Raw genomic sequence first — 16907 nt, 5'->3', positions numbered from 1 at the left:
GCCGCCCGTGGTGGCGCCGAGCAGGGCGCCCAGTCCGGCACCGACGCCGGCGCCGGTTGCGGTGCCGCGCTGGGTGGCGTTCATGTCTGCGCAGCCGGAGGCGGCCACGGCGAAAGCGGTCGCGCACAGCGTCGACCGGATGAAAGTGATGTTCATCGTCGTTCTCCCAAAAAAAACATCCGTTTCGTGGTCACACTCTCGTTAGGGAGCCGTGATCGCGAAACGGATCGCAGGTAATGCGGGTCAGGCGGATGCCTGGCGTAATGAGTCGGGCTAGATGCCTCAGGCTAGATGCCTCGGCCACTGATCAGGCGCACCAGGATCATGATGACGGCGACGACCAGCAGGATGTGGATGAAACCACCGACGGTGTACGAAGTGACCAGACCGAGCAGCCACAGGATGATGAGAATGACGGCGATAGTGTAGAGCATGATAGTGTCCTCTTTTGATTGAACCGGCGCTGCGTGTGCCGTGAAATCAGTATCCGATCATTGCTGGCTACGCTCCGTTCGATGCCGTACATTACGCCAGATTTTTTTGTTCTTTTCGCAATCCCGGGATCCAGCCCATGAAGCCCATCAGGCCGACGCAACCGATGAGGCAAGTCAGCAGGCCGCCGCCGATCAGGAAGATGACATCCTGGGGCGCGAGCTCGCCGCCGGCCTGAGGCGCGCTTGCCAGGCCAAAACCCGTCAATAAAAGTCCCCAAAGGATGATACCGATCCATGCAAGGCTGTTCATGATGTGCTTCCTTTCCGTTGGTATCCGTCATTGTCTTTCGACGTGAAAGGATTCTTATATGCAATTAAAAACAGGTCCGTGCGCTGGCACACATTGCGAAAAAGAAAACGATTTGCCGCAAGGCAAATCGTTTTTCCAGGTGTTGGAGGCCGCTTCCCGCAACGCCGAAAGGGCCGGAATACGCCTATTCCAGAGGATGCATGACGGCTCAGGCCGCGCGCAGCGAACCCTTCACGATGCGCACGCGGTCGCCGTTGCGCCAGCGCGGGGCGCTCTGCTGGTGGAAGGTACGCAGGGTGCCGTCATCCAGGCGCACCCGGATCTCGAAGCTCTGGGTCGCCTTCATGTTGCCTTCGACCTGGTTGCCGACCACGGCGCCGCCGACTGCACCGGCAACCGTGGCCAGCTGCCGTCCGTGCCCGCCGCCGACCTGATTGCCGAGCAGGCCGCCCAGGATCGCGCCGCCGGCTGCGCCGACGCCGCTGGCGCGCGCACGCGTGCTGATGGTGCGCACCGACTCGACGTTGCCGCAGGTGCCACACCAGCGTGCGCCGGTATCGGCCTCGGCCGTGCGTACGGGCGTGGCCTCACGCACCGGTTCGGCGGGCGCTGACGGGTAGGCCGTGGCGGCGCCCGACACGGTCGCGCCCTGGCTGCCGCTGGCGCCGTACTGGACGCTGCCGGCAGGGTAGGCCGGCGCTGCCGGCGCGGCGGCCAGTGCCTGCACCGGCACGCCAGTTGCCGGCGCTAACGGCTGCGGCGGCATCGCTTGCGGGGCTGCCAGCGCCGGTGGCGGCGGGGCGTAGGCCGGCTGTGTCTCTTGCTGCAGGCCGGCCGTCAGCGCGGCGCGGTCGGTGTCGCTGAGCTGGTTGCGGCTGCTGCCTTTCGAGGCGGGCAACCAGCCCATGATGGCGGCGGTACCCACCGCGCAGAACAGGATCACCGCCAGGGCGGCGGCGATCAGGAGAGGGTGCTGGCGCGGCGTGGCCGGCCGTGGCTGGTGTGGGTTCATAAAGGTTCCTCAAAATATGGTGTTCAGTCCGGTTCCTCGATTGTCCTTGTCAACAACACCAGGTTCCGTGCGTCACCGTACATACTTCGCCCTGCACAGCCAGTACGCTGGTAACAAGTTGTTAGTTAACCTTAGTGCCTGGCGTATGTACTTGATTTTTAAAATGTTCTTGGTATTGATGCTGCGCCATTGCTGCCCAACCGTGAGGGTCCGATGAATTCTCCTGCTCCACCAGTGGTTGCCGAGCACAACGCCAATCTGCTGCTGGCCGCGCTCCCACTGGAGGAGCTGGACCGCATGCTGCCGGCGCTCGACCACGTCCAGGTGGAAGTCGGCGCCGTCCTGTGCGAACCGGGCGATCCGATTCGCCACATCTACTTTCCGCACGATTGCCTGATCTCGCTGATGGCCGTGGCTGAAGGGCGCATGACGCTCGAGGTCGGCCAAGTGGGGCGCGAAGGCATGCTCGGCGCCACTGTCGCGCTCGGCCACGACGTGACCCAGGTCCGCGCCGTGGTCCAGCGCGCCGGCAGCGCCAGCCGCATCGACGCTGCCCACCTGCGCGACGAATTCGCGCGCAATCCGTCGCTGCAGCGCGTGCTGTACCGCTATACCGATTCGCTGCTGGCCCAGGCGATCCAGATCGCTGTCTGCAGCCGTTACCACGTGCTCGAAGCACGGCTCGCGCGTTCGCTGCTGGTTACGCGCGACCGCCTGCACTCCGACCGCTTCCACCTGACCCATGAATTCCTGGCGCACGCGCTCGGGGTGCGCCGCGTCGGCGTCACCAAGGCCGCCAGCGCGCTGCAGCAGCACGGGCTGATCAACTACAGCCGCGGCAATATCGAGATCCTCGATCCCGCCGGCCTGGCGGCGGCGGCCTGCACCTGCTACGAAATCGTGCGCGAAGCCGGCGCCAGCATCGGTGCGCCGGCATTCGCCTGATCCCGCACATCCGTTTTTCCTGCCGTTGCCGGCGCTTGCTCACATAACAAAAACAAAAGCCCCATAACAAAAAGCCCCGCGTCTAGCGGGGCTTTTTGTAAATGTGGCTGGCAGGATATATGGCTGGCCGATCAGTGCGTGGTCTTGACCTGGTTGCCGATCACGCCGCCGACGGCTGCGCCACCCACGGTACCGACGGCGCTGCCACCGGTCAGGACGCCACCGATCACGGCGCCGGCGCCAGCGCCGACAGCGGTGTTCTTGTCATTTTGCGACATGCCGGCGCAGCCGGTCAGGCCGAATGCGACGGTGGCGATCGAAGCGGTAGCGATGATGTGTTTGATGGCTTTCATGATGTTCTCCTTTGATGAGGTTTTACTGCTTATTTGAGACGCAGGTCGTTCTTGACCGACTTGACGCCCTTCACGGTACGGGCCACCGATGCGGCGGTCGCCACATCGTTGGCCTGGCCGACGAAGCCGCTCAGCTGGACTACGCCCTGATAGGTTTCGACGTTGATCTCGGTCGATTTCAGGCGCGAATCCGCGAGGATGGCGGCCTTGACGTTGGTCGTCAGGCTGGCGTCGTCGATGTACTGGCCAACGCTTTCACGCTTGCCGCCGTCGCTGGCGCAGCCGGTCACCATGCCAAGCAGGAGGGCGGTTGCCAGGGTCGCGGTGGTACCGAAATGCTTCATGATGGAGTCCTTGAATTATTGTTTATGCGAGTTATTGTTCGTTCTTGCGGAGGCAGCGACGGGACATTCCCGCCGCACCACCATGACTGCAGAATAGTGCTCTTTTGACTACCGCTCTGTACGTCAAATAACACTCGGACGCACGGCAAGCCTGCTGCGCGTTGCGCTGACGGTCTGCGATGCTCACCGTACCTCCGTACAGTTGCGCTTCGCGACCGCCAGCGCTGCTGCTCGCTACGGTTTGCCGAGCGCATGTCCAACATGTCAGCGCTTGGCCGTCTTGCCCGGCGGCGGCGCTTCCGGCTTGGCACGCGCCTTGGCCAGCAGCGAGGAGCACGGGCTGTCGTGGCCTGGTCCAGTGTTGATCAGCGGCAGCAGGGCGGCGGCCGGTGCCGCGATCACTGCGAGCGCGGCCGCGGCGCCACCCTTGAGCGCCAGCACCTTCTTGTCGAGCGACAGGTCAGGCTTCTTGAAGGTGCCTTTGACGTAGAACGGCGTACGCAGGGTGAACAGGCGCAGTCCCTTGGTCTCGGGTTTCACGCGCAGGTTCATCTGCTCGTTGTTCAGGTTGACCCAGCCGTCGATGTCGACGATTGCTTCCTCGGTGTCGAGCACGAAGGTGCGCGTCTGCGCCACGCCGTTGGTCACGGCGAGGTCCGAGGCCAGGCAGTTCAGCTGCACCTGCTTGTCGCCGAACAGCTTGGTGATGATGACGTTGCCGACGTTCAGGCCGGCCTCTTCGAGCAGCAGCTTGCTGACCACGCCCTGGCTCACCAGGCCCTTCACTTCGCCGTTCGACTTGGCCAGCATCTCGGCGACGGAATCGCCGGTCGCGCTGAGCTTGGTCTCGGCATAGATGTCGCCGGCCGTGGCCTGCTGGATCTTCTCGACCGCCGGGAACAGCTGCTTGATCTTGATCTGGCGCGCGGTGGCGTCGAGCGTGGCCTTGATGGCGTCGCCCTTGGCGTTGCCGCCGCTGCTGCCGTCGAGCTTGATATGCGAGGTCACGCTGCCGCCGGCGAAATTGAAGTTCAGCGGGTTCAGGGTCAGCACCCCGTTGTTCATCACCAGGTGGGTGTTGAGCTTGCTGAGCGGCAGGTTGGCGGTCTTGATGATGCGGTCCGCCGAGAACTTGACGTCGGCGTCCAGCGCCTTCCATTTTTCAGTGTGGAATTTCTCGACCGGTAGCGCCTTGCCTTCCGGCTGGACGTCGGCCACGCCGCGCTTCTTCTTGTCGGCGTTGGAGTCGGCGCCGACCAGCGGACCCAGGTCCTCGAAGCGCAGCTGGTGCGACACCACGGTGGCGGTCAGCTTGTTGCGCGGTTTCTGGGCCGCGAAGCTGAGGGTGCCGCCGATGTCGGACTGGCCGACCTTGCCCTTGAACTTGTCGTAGGTCCAGCGGCTCTTGCCTTCCTCGCCGATCGAGCCGGTCAGGTGGCCCTCGGTCGAGAATGCCGGGGTCTCCGGCAGCACCACGCCGGTGAGGGCGTACAGGCGCGCCATGCTGGGGCCGGCCAGCTTCAGGTTGAGGTCGAGACCGGACAGCTTGGCCGGGCGCGTGACCGTGCCTTCCAGCGCGACGCGATAGGGGCCGCCATGCATGTCGGCCTGGACCGGGAAGGGCGCGTCCTGGTCCTGCAGCGACAGCACCGCGCCGGCCTTGCCGCCACCGCCGACCGGAACGTCGTTATAGGTGCCGCGCAGCTTCCAGCCGATGCCGTAGGTCGGATCGTTGTTCAGGGTATCGATGTCGGCCGTGACGTCGGCCTTGGTTATCGCATCCAGCACGTGGACCTGGCCACGCGACAGCACCAGGCGCTCGAGGTCGAGCTTCCACTTCGATTCCTTCTCTTCATGCTTGTAGACCCAGTTGTAGTGGGTTGCATCGGTGCGCAGCAGCTCGACACGCGGGCCGTCGAAGCGCAGCACCGGGATGTTGATGGTGTGCTTCAGGAGGGCAAATGGATTGAGGGAAAACGAAAACTGGCGCACGCTGGCCATGTCGCGCTGCGGCAGGCCGGCCGGGTTGCCGACGTGGACGTCATTGGCATACAGGTGCGGCCAGGGGATGTAGTCGCGCCAGGTGCGCTGGTTCGGGATGATGCTCTCCGACGGCCGCTCCCAGTGCACGGTCAGGTCGCCGACGATGGCGAAGGGGCGGTCGATGGCTTCGCTAACCTTGGCGTTGAGCCAGGGCTTGGCGCGGTTCCAGTCGAAGGTGAGCAGGATGATGATGGCGATGATCGGCAGGGCGATCAGGATACCGACGATGCTGAGGGTGATCTTCAGCGGGCGCGACATGTGTCTGGCCGGCTTGGTCTGCTGGTCTGTCATGGCTGTCCTCTATACGAGATGTTAGCCGCAGATTAACGTAAAGGTTTATCCGTCAATGTGCGGTGGCACACCGTGAGAGGGGGAACTGCTGGGTAAGCGGTGGGCAATGTGCGCCAGCGAACCGAAAGCGTCTATTAATAGGGTTATAACGTTACCAACACAGAAAGCTTGAACAGGAGGACATGATGCCAAAACAATCGATGAATCCGCTGCAGGTGCTGCTGCGGGTCGGCGCTGCCGCCGCCGTATTGTCGCTGGCTGCCTGCGCCAGCGAGGAAAGGACCCCGGCCACGGCCGCTGTCGCGGTGTCGCACAACGCCGTCGACAACGCGGTCTCGGCCGGCGCGCCGGAACTGGCGCCGCAGGAAATCAACGCGGCGCGCGACAAGATGATGCGTGCCAACCAGGCGCTGGCCGCCAAGGATTACAAGCTGGCACGCGAGCTGGCGGTGCAGGCCCAGGCCGACGCCAAGCTGGCCCAGAGCAAGGCCGCCTCGGCCAAGGCCACGGCCGCCGCCGACGCACTCAACCAGGACTTGCGCGTGCTGCGCCAGGAAGTCGACCGCGCCAATTCGCAATAAGAAAAACAGCACCGATAGAAAGGGATAGCACATGAAAGCGCATTTCACGAAGTCGCTGATGCTCGCCGGCAGCGTATTCCTCGCCGCCTGCAGCTCGGTGCCGACCACTACGCCCACCCTGGACGAGGCGCGCGCCGACTTCGTCGCCGCCAACAACAACCCGCAGGTGTCGAGCTACGCGCCGAACGAATTCCGCCAGGCCACCGACGCGCTCGACCGCGCCAACCAGGCCGCCGCCAAGCGCGAGAGCCTGGACACCATCGACCGCCTGGCCTACGTGGCCAAGCAGCGCATCGCCACCGCCCAGGAAGTGGCGAAGGCCAAGACCGCCGAAGCCGAGATCGCCAACGCCAGCCGCGAACGCGATCGCGTACAGCTGGAAGCCCGCACCGCCGAGGCCGAACGTGCCAAGCGCGACGCCGCTGCTGCCCAGGCCCAACTTGCCACCGCCCAGGCCCAGGCCGCCGATGCCCAGGCACAGGCCCAGGCGGCGCAGCAGCAGGCCGCCCAGCTGGCCGAGCGTTCGGCCCGCCTGGAAGCCATCCTGGTCGAGCTGCATGCCCAGAAGACCGACCGCGGCATGGTCGTGACCATCGGCGACGTCCTGTTCGGCACCGACCGTGCCGAACTGAATGCGAACGGCGTCGCCACGGTGCGCAAATTGGCCGAGGTCATGGCGCAGAACCCGGACCGCACGGTCCTGGTCGAAGGATTTACCGACAGCACCGGCGGCTCGGCCCATAACAAGGACCTGTCCGAGCGCCGCGCGGCGTCCGTGGCGCAGGCCCTGACCGGCCTGGGCGTGCCGCGCGAACGCGTGGCCACGCGCGGCTACGGCGAGGCCTACCCGGTCGCCGCCAACGACACGGCGGGCAACCGCCAGCTCAACCGCCGCGTGGAAATCGTGCTGTCGAACCAAGGCGCGGCGATTCCGCCGCGCGCAGCGCAACGTTGAACTGCGCGCTGAACCGCGCGCTGAACCGTCTTAACCCAAGCAAAAGAAATAAGGAAGAGTCATCATGAACGAAACGAATTCCAACCTCGGCCACGGCTTCGACGTCGCTGAGATCCGCCGTGCCGCCGCCAACCTCGAAGACGGCGCGGTCACCGACGGCTACGCCGCCGACCGCGAGGCCGTGATCTCGATGCTGAACGCCGCGCTTGCCACCGAACTGCTGTGCGTGCTGCGCTACAAGCGCCACTACTTCACCGTCAGCGGCCCGAACACCGGCCACATCAAGGCCGAGTTCCTCGAGCACGCCCAGCAGGAGCAGGACCACGCCGACCGTATCGCCGAGCGCATCGTCCAGCTGAACGGTTCGCCGAACTTCAACCCGGCCACGCTGACCCAGCGCAGCCACGCCGAATACGACGATTCCGACGACGTGCAAGCAATGATCCGCGCCGACCTGATCGCCGAGCGCGTCGCCATCGAATCCTATCGCCAGATGATCCAGGCGATCGGCGACAAGGACCCGACCACCAAGCTGATGCTGACGGAAATCCTTGCCACCGAAGAAGAGCACGCGGACGACATGAGCGACCTGCTGGCCTGAACCAGAATCGATTACAAACCACCCACCAACAACAGGAGTAGAACATGCTGAACAATATCCGCGCCACTGCCAACGAAGCCGCCGTCAACAGCAAGCTGGACGATGCCAACACCGACGTGAAAGCCCTGGTCAAGGACGCGCAGTCGCTCCTGACCGCCGCCGCTGCCCTGACCGGCACCAAGGCCGACGATCTGCGCGAGCGCGGCATGGCGCTGCTGGATTCCGCGCTGGGCAAGGCTGGCAAGTACCAGGATCAAGCCGTCGTCAAGAGCAAGGAACTGGCGAAGACAGCCGATGTCTATGTCAAGGATAACCCGTGGCGTACCGTCGCCGTGGCGGCCGGTGTCGGCCTGCTGGTCGGCGTTGCATTAGGACGTAAATAATAGCGGACGGGGGCAGCAGCCATGGATAACCAAGAAAACGTCGTGCACAGCCCCGGCCTGCTGGGTGGCATCACCGCGCTGGCCAAGAACGTGGTGGGGCTGTTGGTCTCGCGTGCGGAACTGGCCGCGCTCGAAATGGCCGAGGTGCGCAACCACCTGATCGAACTGGTCGCCATCTTCGCGGTGGCGGTCATGGCGACCTGGTTCGCGCTGGCCTACGGCACTGCGACGATCGTGGCGCTGGCCTGGGACGAAATGGGCTGGAAGATCCTGCTGGTCATGTTCATCGTGTTCGTCGTCCTGACCGCCGTGCTGGTCATGAAGGGGATCTCGATGCTGAAACAGGGCAAGCTGACTTTCCCGGAAACCATGAAGGAACTGCGGAACGACCGCGACATGTTGCTGTAAAGCGCTGATGTAAAAGGAGAGTGTTCCCATGCAAGCAAAAGACTACCACGTCAGCCCCGGCCACAACGGTTCTCCCGAAGAGCGCAAGCGCGCGTTGCTGCGCGACGGCGAGTTCTACCGCGCGGGCGTGGCCCACGCGCGTGCCCAGATCACGCATTCGGCCCGTCCGGAAGTGATGTTCCACTCAGTGCTGGACCACGCGACCTGGGTGCTGCGTACCCGCGCCGATGCGCTGCTGAAGCCGACCGGCACCAGTGTGTCGGTGCTGGCGCCGTACGCGCTGACCGCGATCAGCTTCATCCGCAAGCGCAAGCTCGGCAAGCAGGCACTCGGCGCCGGCCTGCTGGTTGGCGCGATCGGATGGTATTTGCAGCGCAAACGCGCGCAGCAAGTGTCATACTGAGGTATGCTGATCCCGTAGCGCGCACTTTGCAGCTTCTTTCCGGCTGCAGGGTACGCGCAGCCGCCGGGCCGATGCGTCGGTCCGGCGCCGCAGTTTATGGCAAGGCATGACACGCACGACAAGGTGTGGGGCCATGCCGCAATGCATATGGTGGGGCTTGAGCGGCGCCGCAATCTCCGATTGGGCGCCGTCTTTTTGTCTGCCGCTTGCGTGCCCGGGCGCCCGTGCGCTTACCGCACGCCGGGTTCGGCGGTCGCCGGCGTGGTCGTCACGCTGGTGGTGCTGGTGTCGCCGACGGTGGTGGTCCTGGTCGTCGTCACGCTGCCCATGCCACCCGCGGCCTGTACCTGGGCCGGTGCCGCCTTCATGTCTTCCTGCCGGGTCTGGCGCGCCTTCTGCAGGCAGGCACTGCGCTCGTTCGCCGGTCCCCTGGCGCAGGCGCGCTTCGCTTCGTCGTAGGCCGCGCCGATTTCCTTCTGTAATGTTTTCAAGCCTGCCTGGCGACCTTCGCTTTCCGCCTTGGCGGCGTCGTTTTGCGCGTGGGCGGCGCCGCTCAGTGCGAGGGCGCAGGCCAGTGCCAGGCTACACAAGGTCGGGATCGATGTGCGCATCGTGCCTCCTTCACATTTCCGTTTGCTCATGAAAAAGCCGGCGCAGGCGCCGGCGGGTAGGATTGCGCTTCGTTAGCGGCTCAGTAGCGACTCAGTACCGGTAAACGCGGCCGTCGACGATGCGCACGCGGTTGCCTTCGCGCAGGTCATACACGCTGTCCTGGGTCACGTCGCGGTACTCGCCATTGTCCAGGCGGACCCTGACCAGATACATCTGCTGGCCTTCGGCATTGCGGTTGGCTTCGACCCGGTTGCCGATCACGGCCCCGGCCACGCCGCCGGCCACGGTGGCCGCGGTACGGCCGCCGCCACTGCCGACCTGGTTGCCCGCCAGCGCACCGACCACGCCGCCGAGGAGGGCACCGCCGCCTCCGGTGCGACCGTCGCCGCTGCTCACCTGGATCGATTCGATCGTGCCGTAGCCTGCCGATGCCGTGTTGTCGTAGCCGTGGCGGTAGCCGTCGTTGCTGCCGTAGTAGGGTTGCGGATTACTGCTGGCGCAGCCGCCGAGGATCGCGCTGGCCGCGACGAGTGCGACCAAGGTATGAGGTGCTTTCATGACTTGTTCTCCTGGCAAAAATGTCAGTTCAGCTTAAGCACTCGTCGCACCAGGGTCTGTGCGATGGCTAACCGTGTCTTTATACGCTAGGGCTATAGACTTTTATCAGCTTCTAGTGGGATTCGGATGCATGTGTACGGCACCGAACAGAAAGCTTCCTTACGGCAGAGTAAAACGTCATCAAGGACTGAAAAGAACGAAAACAGGAGTCGTGATGCGAACACCCCATATGATCTTGCTGCTGGCCGCCGCCCTGTTGTGGGCGGCCGGGCATGCGCGTGCGGCCACCCCCGAGGCCAAGCTGGCTTACCAGCAGGCACGCGATGCCGCCGGCGCCTCCTACAAGAATGCGCGTGCCCGCTGCGATGCGATCACCGGCAATCCCAAGGACATCTGCGTCGCCGAGGCCAAGGCCCAGCGCGTACAGGCCGAGGAATCCGCCCGCGCCCGCTATGAAGACACGCTGAAGGCCTTTACCCGCGCCCGCGTGCGCATCGCCGCGGCCAATTACCAGCGCGACCAGGCACGCTGCGCCGGCATGACCGGCAACGACAAGGATGTCTGCAAGGCCCAGGCCAAGGTCACGCTGGTCGCGGCCGAAGCCGACGCCCGCGCCGACCAGAAGACCATCGAGGCGCGCAACGATGCGCGCGCCGACAAGCTTAGCGCGGCCTACCGCGTCGAGATGGAGAAATGCGATGCCTTTGCCGGTGCCGCCAAGGACCAGTGCGTCTCGGCAGCCCGGACGGCATTCAACAGGTAACGAGGAATCGTTTCAACGAAGGGCGGATCGCTCCGCCACCCGCTCACCAGAGCTCAACCAGCAACACATCATCAACAACAAGGAGTCCACCATGAACATGACCAAACGCGTCGCTACCGCCATCTTCACCGCTACCGTTGCCTTCACCATCGTCGGCTGCTCGTCGACCGGCACCCGCGAATCGACCGGCGAATACGTCGACGACTCCGTCGTCACCGGTAAAGTCAAGGCCGCGATCTTCAACGAGCCGAGCCTGAAGGCAACCGAGATCAACGTCGAGACCTACAAGGGCGACGTCCAGCTGTCGGGCTTCGTGGCTCAGGCGCAAGATGCACAGAAAGCCGCTGAAGTCGCACGTGGCATCAAGGGCGTGAACTCGGTCAAGAACGACATCCGCGTCAAGTAAGCAGTCTACAATGCCGGTCGATCCGGCATTTTTATCAGGCAGGACATATGCAGCTCGCCAAACCAGGCCCGGTATCTTCCGAGGCAACCGAGCCGGCGGACCCGGCGACGACCGCCGCGGAACCCGAGCCGGAGGCGGCTGCACGCGCCGCCGGCCTGTTGTCGCCGGCGGGTGCGCCCACCGGCGAAGCGCTGGGCGCCCAGCATGGCGGGCTGCGCCTGCCGATGCACGTCAATGCGCGTGGGCTGTCGCTCGGCATCATCGCCACGGTGGCCTTCGTCTACGCCCTGCAATGGGCCAAGAATTTCTTCGTGCCGCTGTTACTCGGCATTTTCATCGCTTACACGCTCAGTCCGGTCGTGCGCTGGCTCGAGCGCTGGCACATCAAGCGCGCCATCGGCGCCACCCTGGTCACCGGCCTGATCCTGGCCGGGCTGGCGCTCACCGTGCAGCGCGTACAGGGCGAAATATTCAATATCGTCGACGAACTGCCGGCCCTGACGCACAAGGTGACCAAGCTGATCACCCAAGCCTCGGACGGCACCCCGTCGACCATCCAGCAGATGCAGGCCGCGGCGGCCGAGATCGAGCAGGCGGCGTCGAACTCCGGCGCCGATGCGCGCCGTGCGGCGCAGCAGCGGCGCGCGGTGGCAGCGGCCGCCCAGCAGGCGGCCAGTGCCGGCTCGAGCAACTTCCGTATCATGGACTGGCTGCTGGCCGGTTCGGTCGGCCTCGCCAGCTTCCTTTCGCAGGCGACCATGGTGATCTTCCTGGTGTTCTTCCTGCTGCTGGCCGGTAATACCTTCAAGCGTAAGCTCGTCAAGCTGACCGGCCCCTCGCTGACCAAGAAAAAAGTCACCGTGCACATCCTCGAGGACATCAACACCTCGATCCAGAACTATATGTTCATGCTGCTGGTCACCAACGTGCTGCTGGCGCTGTTCATGTGGGTGGCGCTGCGCCTGATCGGTCTCGAGAATGCCGGCGCCTGGGCCATCTTTGCCGGCGTCGCCCACGTGATGCCGTATTTCGGCCCGCTGCTGATCACCACCGCCACCGGCCTGGTCGCCTTCCTGCAGTTCGAGTCGGTGCGCATGGTAATCCTGGTGGCCGGCGCCTCGATGGCGATCGCCACCCTGGTCGGCATGGTGGTTGCCACCTGGATGACCGGCAAGATCGCCAAGATGAACCCGGCGGCCGTCTTTGTCAGTCTGCTGTTCTGGGGCTGGCTATGGGGCATGTGGGGCCTGCTGCTCGGCGTGCCGATGGTCATGGTGATCAAGGTCGTCGCCGAGCGCGTGGAAGGGATGGAAGTGGTGGCGGAGCTGCTCGGCGAATAGCGTTGCCATTTACCGTCAGGTTAGCGTGCGGCACAGCAAGCCCATCCCGACCGCGCCCATGGCGGTGAACAGGACGGCAATGCATTCGGCCTGGGTGGAATGCACGCCGTAGAGCGCGAACCTGACGTTGATCCGGATCTGCTCGATCACCGGATCTGCTCGATCAACAGACGCTCCATGCCGGCCAGCAGCAGACAGCCTGAGAACAGCCGGCCTGTCACGGATGCCTGCGCAGCGCCCACAGCACGCCAAAGTAGGACAGGGCCATCGCCGATTCGTAGACCGGGGTCGGATAGACGCCGGGGGTAGCGATCAGCTCACAGGCCGCCGAATACGCTCGGTCCCGAGCGGCTGGAGATCAGCACCAGCGGATCGCGCCAGAACAGGTCGCCGTTTTCCAGGACATGGAACAGGCGCGCCCCGCCGATGCCCGCGCACAGCACGACCATCGTTACATCGCCGACCAGCGTATGCGGGGCATGTTCGACCGCGATGCGCCGTCTCTCGCCGTCTTTCGCGAAGCGCCTGGCCATGCCGATGCGCCCCTCGGCGTGCAGCCGGCGTAATTCGCGGTCGCAAGCAGGCTGCGGCAGTCAAGGTCGCCAGAGCGACCAGAGGGCGAAGGTGGCGAAGGGCAGGGGCAGGCGCACCCTGGTCAGGAAATAGACGACGTTGCCCAGGTAAGGAAATGACGTGCTTTTCCTCGATTGAATAAAAAAACTCCGCGAAGGTGGCTTTCACCGTTCGCGGAGTGCTCGCCGTCAGGCGCTGCGGTCAATGCGTATGGCTGACTGCCACGCCGAGCCGCCGGTCCTGGCCGGTGTTACCGCGGCGGTCGCGCGAGCCCGGGCTGCGGCGTTCGCGGATGCGGCGTTCCGGGCGGCCGTCGGGCAGGGTGGCCATCGCCGCGGACGTGTGGCGGTCTTTCTTGCTCAGGCTGCCCATCTGGAGCGCGTACTGGCGTGCGAATTCTGCGCCGAGGAAGAAGATTTGTGCTGAGTAATATACCCACAGCAGCAGCGCAATCAGCGAGCCGGCCGCGCCGAAGCTGTCGGCGGTGCCGCTGTTACCGATATACAGTCCAATTCCGAATTTGCCCAGCGTAAACATGACGGCGGTGCCGAGCGCGCCGATGGTCACGTCGTGCCACGACAGGTGGATGCGCGGCAGCAGCTTGTAGATGGCGCCGAACATGGTGGCGATGACGAGGAAGCCGAATGCCCATGCCACCCAGCCGAGGATGACGGTGGTGGAGTGCCAGATCCCGCCCAGGTATTTTTCGACCAGGGTCAGTGCGGCGGAAACGACGAGCGAGGTCATCAGGAGCAGGCCCAGGGTCAGGATCAGGCCGAACGAGAGCAGGCGCGTGCGCACCGTGTCCCACCAGCTGGCATCCTTGGGCGGCGGCACGCCCCAGATTTCATCCAGGCTGTCCTTCAATTCCGAAAAGGCGCTGGTCGCGCCGACCACCAGCAGGACCGAGGCGAGGATGGTCGCGAACAGGCCGCTGTCCTTGTTTTGGGCGCCGGCCAGGATCGCCTGGATGGTAGTGGCCCCTTGCGGGCCGACCAAGCCGCGCAATTCGTTAAGTAACTGCCCTTGAGCAGCTTCGCGACCGTAAAAAAAGCCGGCCACGGCGATCACCAGCACCAGGATCGGTGCCAGCGAGAACAGCGAATAGAATGCCAGGGCTGCGCCCTTGCTGGCCGCGCGATGGTCTATCCACTCCGTGATGGCGCAGCGCATCACATGGATGAGCTTGCGCATGTACGGCATAAAGTTTTTTACTTCCATAGCGCATCTCCAAAAGACGAACGCGCCCGAAGGCGCGTTCTCGGGCCTACGCCCACTCGACTGGCGCCCGGGAGGGCGCCGTCAATTCAAGCCAGCAATTACTGCACGCGGCGTTCGATGGTGATCTGCTCGACTTCCACGCGGCGGTTCGGTGCCAGGCAGGCGATCAGGTCCGACTTCTTCTTCTGCTTGCAATCGGTCACGATCGGGTTGGCCTTGCCTTTGCCCGAAGCGCGCAGACGGCTGCCGTCGATGCCCTTGGCGACCAGGTAGTCACGCACGGCGTTGGCGCGGCGCTCCGACAGCTTCTGGTTGTACTTGTCCGAACCCAGGCGGTCGGTGTAGCCGGTGACGTCGACGTTGCTGATCGAGGTGTCGGCCTGCAGGGCAGCGGCGATCTCGTCCAGTTGCGGTGCCGGGGTGATCACGGTGGCGCTGTCAAAACCGAAGGTCTTGTTGGCGTCCAGGGTGACTTTCTCGAAACGTGCCGGCGGCGGCGGCGGCGGAGCGACCGGTTCCGGCTGAGCGACCGGCGGCGGGGCTTCGACGACCGGGGTCGGGGCTGCGACCGGGACCGGCTGCGGTGCCGGGCTCAGGGCGTAGTTCAGGCTGACCGAAGCGTACTTGGTCAGGGACTTGTTGAAGCCGTACTTGTCGTCGTCACGCAGGTTCGATTTCACAGCGCGCACGTCGGCTTGCAGCGCGAGGCGGTCGTTGATGCCGACCTGGAAGCCCAGGCCTGCAGTCGCGTATGGCGACCAGCCCGAAGCGCGGCGCAGCGGGGTGCTCATGTGGTCACGTTGACCACCGACGCCCAGCAGCAGGAACGGGCGGAAGTTCTGGCGCGACAGCATCAGCAGGGAGTCGATACCGACCAGGGTCTGGCGGTAGTCGTTGCCGTTATCCTTGGCACGGGCGTGGGTTGCGCCGATCTGGATGTCCCACAGCGGGTGCACAGGCTTACCGAATTTCAACCCGCCGCCCCAGTCCTTGTCATCGACGCCGAAATCCGCGTCCGGCTTGATACCGACGACGGTCGGTGCAATGTACCACGACGGATTGATGACTTCTTGTGCCAGCGTGGAACCGGCCGAGCAGAGGATGGCGGCAGCCAGAGCGATCTTCTTCATGTTATTCACAGGTAACTCCCATAAGTTGTAAAGGTACTGACATCGCATGCCTTGCAGTGATGTTGATGTCAAGCTTACAAGTCGTTCCTCGTTGAGGTCCGTGCGCTAGCGCACCTAGGAACGGCTGGTGTGGAAATTTTACAACGTGAGCGGTTACAAACTGTCGAGTGAGTGTTTCCGAATGTTACGGAATTAAGTGTTTTTGTCCATATTTGCAGTCAGATATTGCTCCATATGTAAGCAATCTGCCTATATAGAGCCTACATAAGCGTGCAAGATGTCATAAAACCGACATGTTTGCCCATTCACAATTTTTTTTGAGCGCCAACAAAATATTTGGTCCGCATGTTGTTTTCTTGTCGTTTCAATCGTGCGAAGGTGTGCTGGCCAGGTGTTCGGGCATAGTGGAGAGCGTTAGCTCAGCCATTTCCTACTCGTTCGGAATTTTCCGGCAATGTTGGATGGCGCACAGACCAGGCGTGATGACACAGGCAATCTTGTATCCAGTTAAGCGGAACCGCCGTGTTGTCATTAGGTCATAAGACAGACGATGGGCCCGCAGCCTCACCAGAACACTGTCTTTTATACGGAGCAAACCAATATGCATGCAGCGACTCACCACAATGCGGTGCAAGGCGATCTCAACGCAGTGCACACGTCCAGCAACTCTGCACTGATCGAACGTGTCCCGCCGCAACCGACCGAACGCTCCCCGATTTCGCTGGCGCCGATCGAACGTGTGCGGTCGACTTCCGCTACCCAGCGCCGTATCGAGAACATGCAGAAGCTGATTGGCGAGCTGCAAACCCATGAAATGCTGGCCGACGAAATCGCCTGGTTCCTGAAGTTCTCGCCGTCGGGTGCCCGTAAGTACATCCGCGACCTGCGCGAAGCCGGCGTGATCGAGCTGGCCCGCTATATCGAAGGCACCGCCACCTACCTGGGCAAGGCCGTGTACCGCATCTCGCCGGATCCGGACCGCGTCAAGACCTTCCTGGGTGCGATCTGCCAGCCGAAACGCGAAGGCGCATCGCCGCGCAAGGAACGTCCGGGCCTGCGCGAGCAGAGCATGGCTGGCACCGGCCGCCACTTCCACATCCTGGCCGACGACACTCACTACGCGATCCGCGTGAACCGCAGCCCGGTCACCCGTGACCCGCTGGTCGCCGCACTGTTCGGCCCGGCCCCGGGCCAGACCGTCGCCAAATAAGCTTGCTTGGCAGGAGCGCAGGCCGCTCCTG

24 protein-coding genes are annotated in these 16907 nt (G+C 63.9%); 11 read left to right on the top strand and 13 right to left on the bottom strand.

Going from position 1 to position 16907, the window contains the following annotated elements:
• The 4 genes from U1H99_RS30260 to U1H99_RS28865 all read right to left on the bottom strand — a co-directional run.
• Nucleotides 1-156, bottom strand: a 156-nt coding sequence (locus tag U1H99_RS30260) for a YMGG-like glycine zipper-containing protein (protein WP_510980334.1), incomplete at its 3' end; no start/stop codon positions are given.
• Nucleotides 157-287: 131 nt separating this feature from the next.
• A complete protein-coding gene (locus U1H99_RS28875) occupies nt 288-434 on the bottom strand; it encodes a lmo0937 family membrane protein (RefSeq protein WP_105378160.1) in 147 nt (48 codons plus the stop codon).
• Between the two features lie 91 nt (nt 435-525).
• The gene (locus U1H99_RS28870) at nt 526-744 is read right to left on the bottom strand and encodes a hypothetical protein (RefSeq protein ID WP_323144722.1); all 219 of its coding nucleotides are present in this window, start codon (nt 742-744) and stop codon (nt 526-528) included.
• 208 nt (nt 745-952) lie between these two features.
• Nucleotides 953-1756 carry a glycine zipper 2TM domain-containing protein gene (locus tag U1H99_RS28865; protein ID WP_323144723.1) on the bottom strand — a complete coding sequence of 268 codons (804 nt, stop codon included), beginning with the start codon at nt 1754-1756 and terminating at the stop codon, nt 953-955.
• A gap of 213 nt (nt 1757-1969) precedes the next feature.
• Here U1H99_RS28865 and U1H99_RS28860 point away from each other — a divergent pair, with 213 nt between their 5' ends.
• Nucleotides 1970-2701: a Crp/Fnr family transcriptional regulator gene (locus U1H99_RS28860; protein WP_323144724.1), complete on the top strand. Its 732-nt coding sequence runs from the start codon at nt 1970-1972 to the stop codon at nt 2699-2701.
• Between the two features lie 131 nt (nt 2702-2832).
• Here U1H99_RS28860 and U1H99_RS28855 read toward each other — a convergent pair whose 3' ends face one another.
• From U1H99_RS28855 to U1H99_RS28845, 3 genes are all read right to left on the bottom strand, one after another.
• Nucleotides 2833-3054 (bottom strand): YMGG-like glycine zipper-containing protein, encoded by a 222-nt coding sequence (locus U1H99_RS28855; RefSeq protein ID WP_141828806.1) that lies wholly within the window; start codon nt 3052-3054, stop codon nt 2833-2835.
• A 29-nt stretch (nt 3055-3083) separates the two neighbouring features.
• On the bottom strand, nt 3084-3398 hold the full coding sequence (locus U1H99_RS28850; RefSeq protein ID WP_323144725.1) for a BON domain-containing protein: 315 nt from the start codon (nt 3396-3398) through the stop codon (nt 3084-3086).
• A 264-nt stretch (nt 3399-3662) separates the two neighbouring features.
• Nucleotides 3663-5732 (bottom strand): AsmA family protein, encoded by a 2070-nt coding sequence (locus tag U1H99_RS28845; protein ID WP_323144726.1) that lies wholly within the window; start codon nt 5730-5732, stop codon nt 3663-3665.
• A 182-nt stretch (nt 5733-5914) separates the two neighbouring features.
• On the opposite strand from U1H99_RS28845, the gene U1H99_RS28840 reads away from it, so the two are divergent.
• The 6 genes from U1H99_RS28840 (at nt 5915) to U1H99_RS28815 (ending at nt 9063) form a co-directional block, all read left to right on the top strand.
• Entirely contained in the window at nt 5915-6313 is a 399-nt protein-coding gene (locus tag U1H99_RS28840) for a DUF4398 domain-containing protein (protein WP_255517274.1), read from the top strand.
• A gap of 31 nt (nt 6314-6344) precedes the next feature.
• Complete coding sequence (locus tag U1H99_RS28835) at nt 6345-7268, top strand: OmpA family protein (RefSeq protein ID WP_323144727.1); 924 nt, start codon at nt 6345-6347, stop codon at nt 7266-7268.
• A 64-nt stretch (nt 7269-7332) separates the two neighbouring features.
• Nucleotides 7333-7869: a ferritin-like domain-containing protein gene (locus U1H99_RS28830; protein ID WP_141828809.1), complete on the top strand. Its 537-nt coding sequence runs from the start codon at nt 7333-7335 to the stop codon at nt 7867-7869.
• Between the two features lie 44 nt (nt 7870-7913).
• Complete coding sequence (locus U1H99_RS28825; RefSeq protein WP_141828810.1) at nt 7914-8252, top strand: ElaB/YgaM/YqjD family protein; 339 nt, start codon at nt 7914-7916, stop codon at nt 8250-8252.
• A 21-nt stretch (nt 8253-8273) separates the two neighbouring features.
• Nucleotides 8274-8660 (top strand): phage holin family protein, encoded by a 387-nt coding sequence (locus U1H99_RS28820; RefSeq protein ID WP_141828811.1) that lies wholly within the window; start codon nt 8274-8276, stop codon nt 8658-8660.
• A gap of 28 nt (nt 8661-8688) precedes the next feature.
• Entirely contained in the window at nt 8689-9063 is a 375-nt protein-coding gene (locus U1H99_RS28815; protein ID WP_323144728.1) for a hypothetical protein, read from the top strand.
• 230 nt (nt 9064-9293) lie between these two features.
• On the opposite strand, the gene U1H99_RS28810 is transcribed toward U1H99_RS28815, so the two are convergent.
• Entirely contained in the window at nt 9294-9674 is a 381-nt protein-coding gene (locus U1H99_RS28810; protein WP_323144729.1) for a hypothetical protein, read from the bottom strand.
• Between the two features lie 91 nt (nt 9675-9765).
• Nucleotides 9766-10233, bottom strand: coding sequence for an outer membrane lipoprotein (locus U1H99_RS28805; RefSeq protein ID WP_323144730.1), 468 nt, complete (start codon nt 10231-10233; stop codon nt 9766-9768).
• Between the two features lie 214 nt (nt 10234-10447).
• Between U1H99_RS28805 and U1H99_RS28800 the strand changes: the two genes are divergently transcribed.
• From U1H99_RS28800 to U1H99_RS28790, 3 genes are all read left to right on the top strand, one after another.
• Entirely contained in the window at nt 10448-10996 is a 549-nt protein-coding gene (locus U1H99_RS28800) for a hypothetical protein (protein WP_323144731.1), read from the top strand.
• Between the two features lie 91 nt (nt 10997-11087).
• Nucleotides 11088-11402, top strand: coding sequence for a BON domain-containing protein (locus U1H99_RS28795; RefSeq protein WP_323144732.1), 315 nt, complete (start codon nt 11088-11090; stop codon nt 11400-11402).
• Nucleotides 11403-11449: 47 nt separating this feature from the next.
• On the top strand, nt 11450-12742 hold the full coding sequence (locus U1H99_RS28790; protein WP_323144733.1) for an AI-2E family transporter: 1293 nt from the start codon (nt 11450-11452) through the stop codon (nt 12740-12742).
• A gap of 15 nt (nt 12743-12757) precedes the next feature.
• Here U1H99_RS28790 and U1H99_RS28785 read toward each other — a convergent pair whose 3' ends face one another.
• From U1H99_RS28785 to U1H99_RS28770, 4 genes are all read right to left on the bottom strand, one after another.
• Nucleotides 12758-12892 carry a hypothetical protein gene (locus tag U1H99_RS28785; RefSeq protein WP_323144734.1) on the bottom strand — a complete coding sequence of 45 codons (135 nt, stop codon included), beginning with the start codon at nt 12890-12892 and terminating at the stop codon, nt 12758-12760.
• A gap of 167 nt (nt 12893-13059) precedes the next feature.
• Complete coding sequence (locus tag U1H99_RS28780; RefSeq protein WP_323144735.1) at nt 13060-13275, bottom strand: hypothetical protein; 216 nt, start codon at nt 13273-13275, stop codon at nt 13060-13062.
• Nucleotides 13276-13516: 241 nt separating this feature from the next.
• Nucleotides 13517-14536 carry a YihY/virulence factor BrkB family protein gene (locus tag U1H99_RS28775; RefSeq protein WP_323144736.1) on the bottom strand — a complete coding sequence of 340 codons (1020 nt, stop codon included), beginning with the start codon at nt 14534-14536 and terminating at the stop codon, nt 13517-13519.
• Between the two features lie 98 nt (nt 14537-14634).
• Complete coding sequence (locus U1H99_RS28770; RefSeq protein WP_323144737.1) at nt 14635-15666, bottom strand: OmpA family protein; 1032 nt, start codon at nt 15664-15666, stop codon at nt 14635-14637.
• Between the two features lie 601 nt (nt 15667-16267).
• Here U1H99_RS28770 and U1H99_RS28765 point away from each other — a divergent pair.
• Entirely contained in the window at nt 16268-16876 is a 609-nt protein-coding gene (locus tag U1H99_RS28765) for a winged helix-turn-helix domain-containing protein (RefSeq protein WP_141828820.1), read from the top strand.
• The last annotated feature ends 31 nt before the right edge of the window (nt 16877-16907 follow it).

This window comes from Massilia phyllosphaerae (assembly GCF_034659755.1).
GTDB lineage: Bacteria > Pseudomonadota > Gammaproteobacteria > Burkholderiales > Burkholderiaceae_D > Telluria > Telluria phyllosphaerae.
This window is presented reverse-complemented; position numbering and strand designations above follow the sequence as displayed.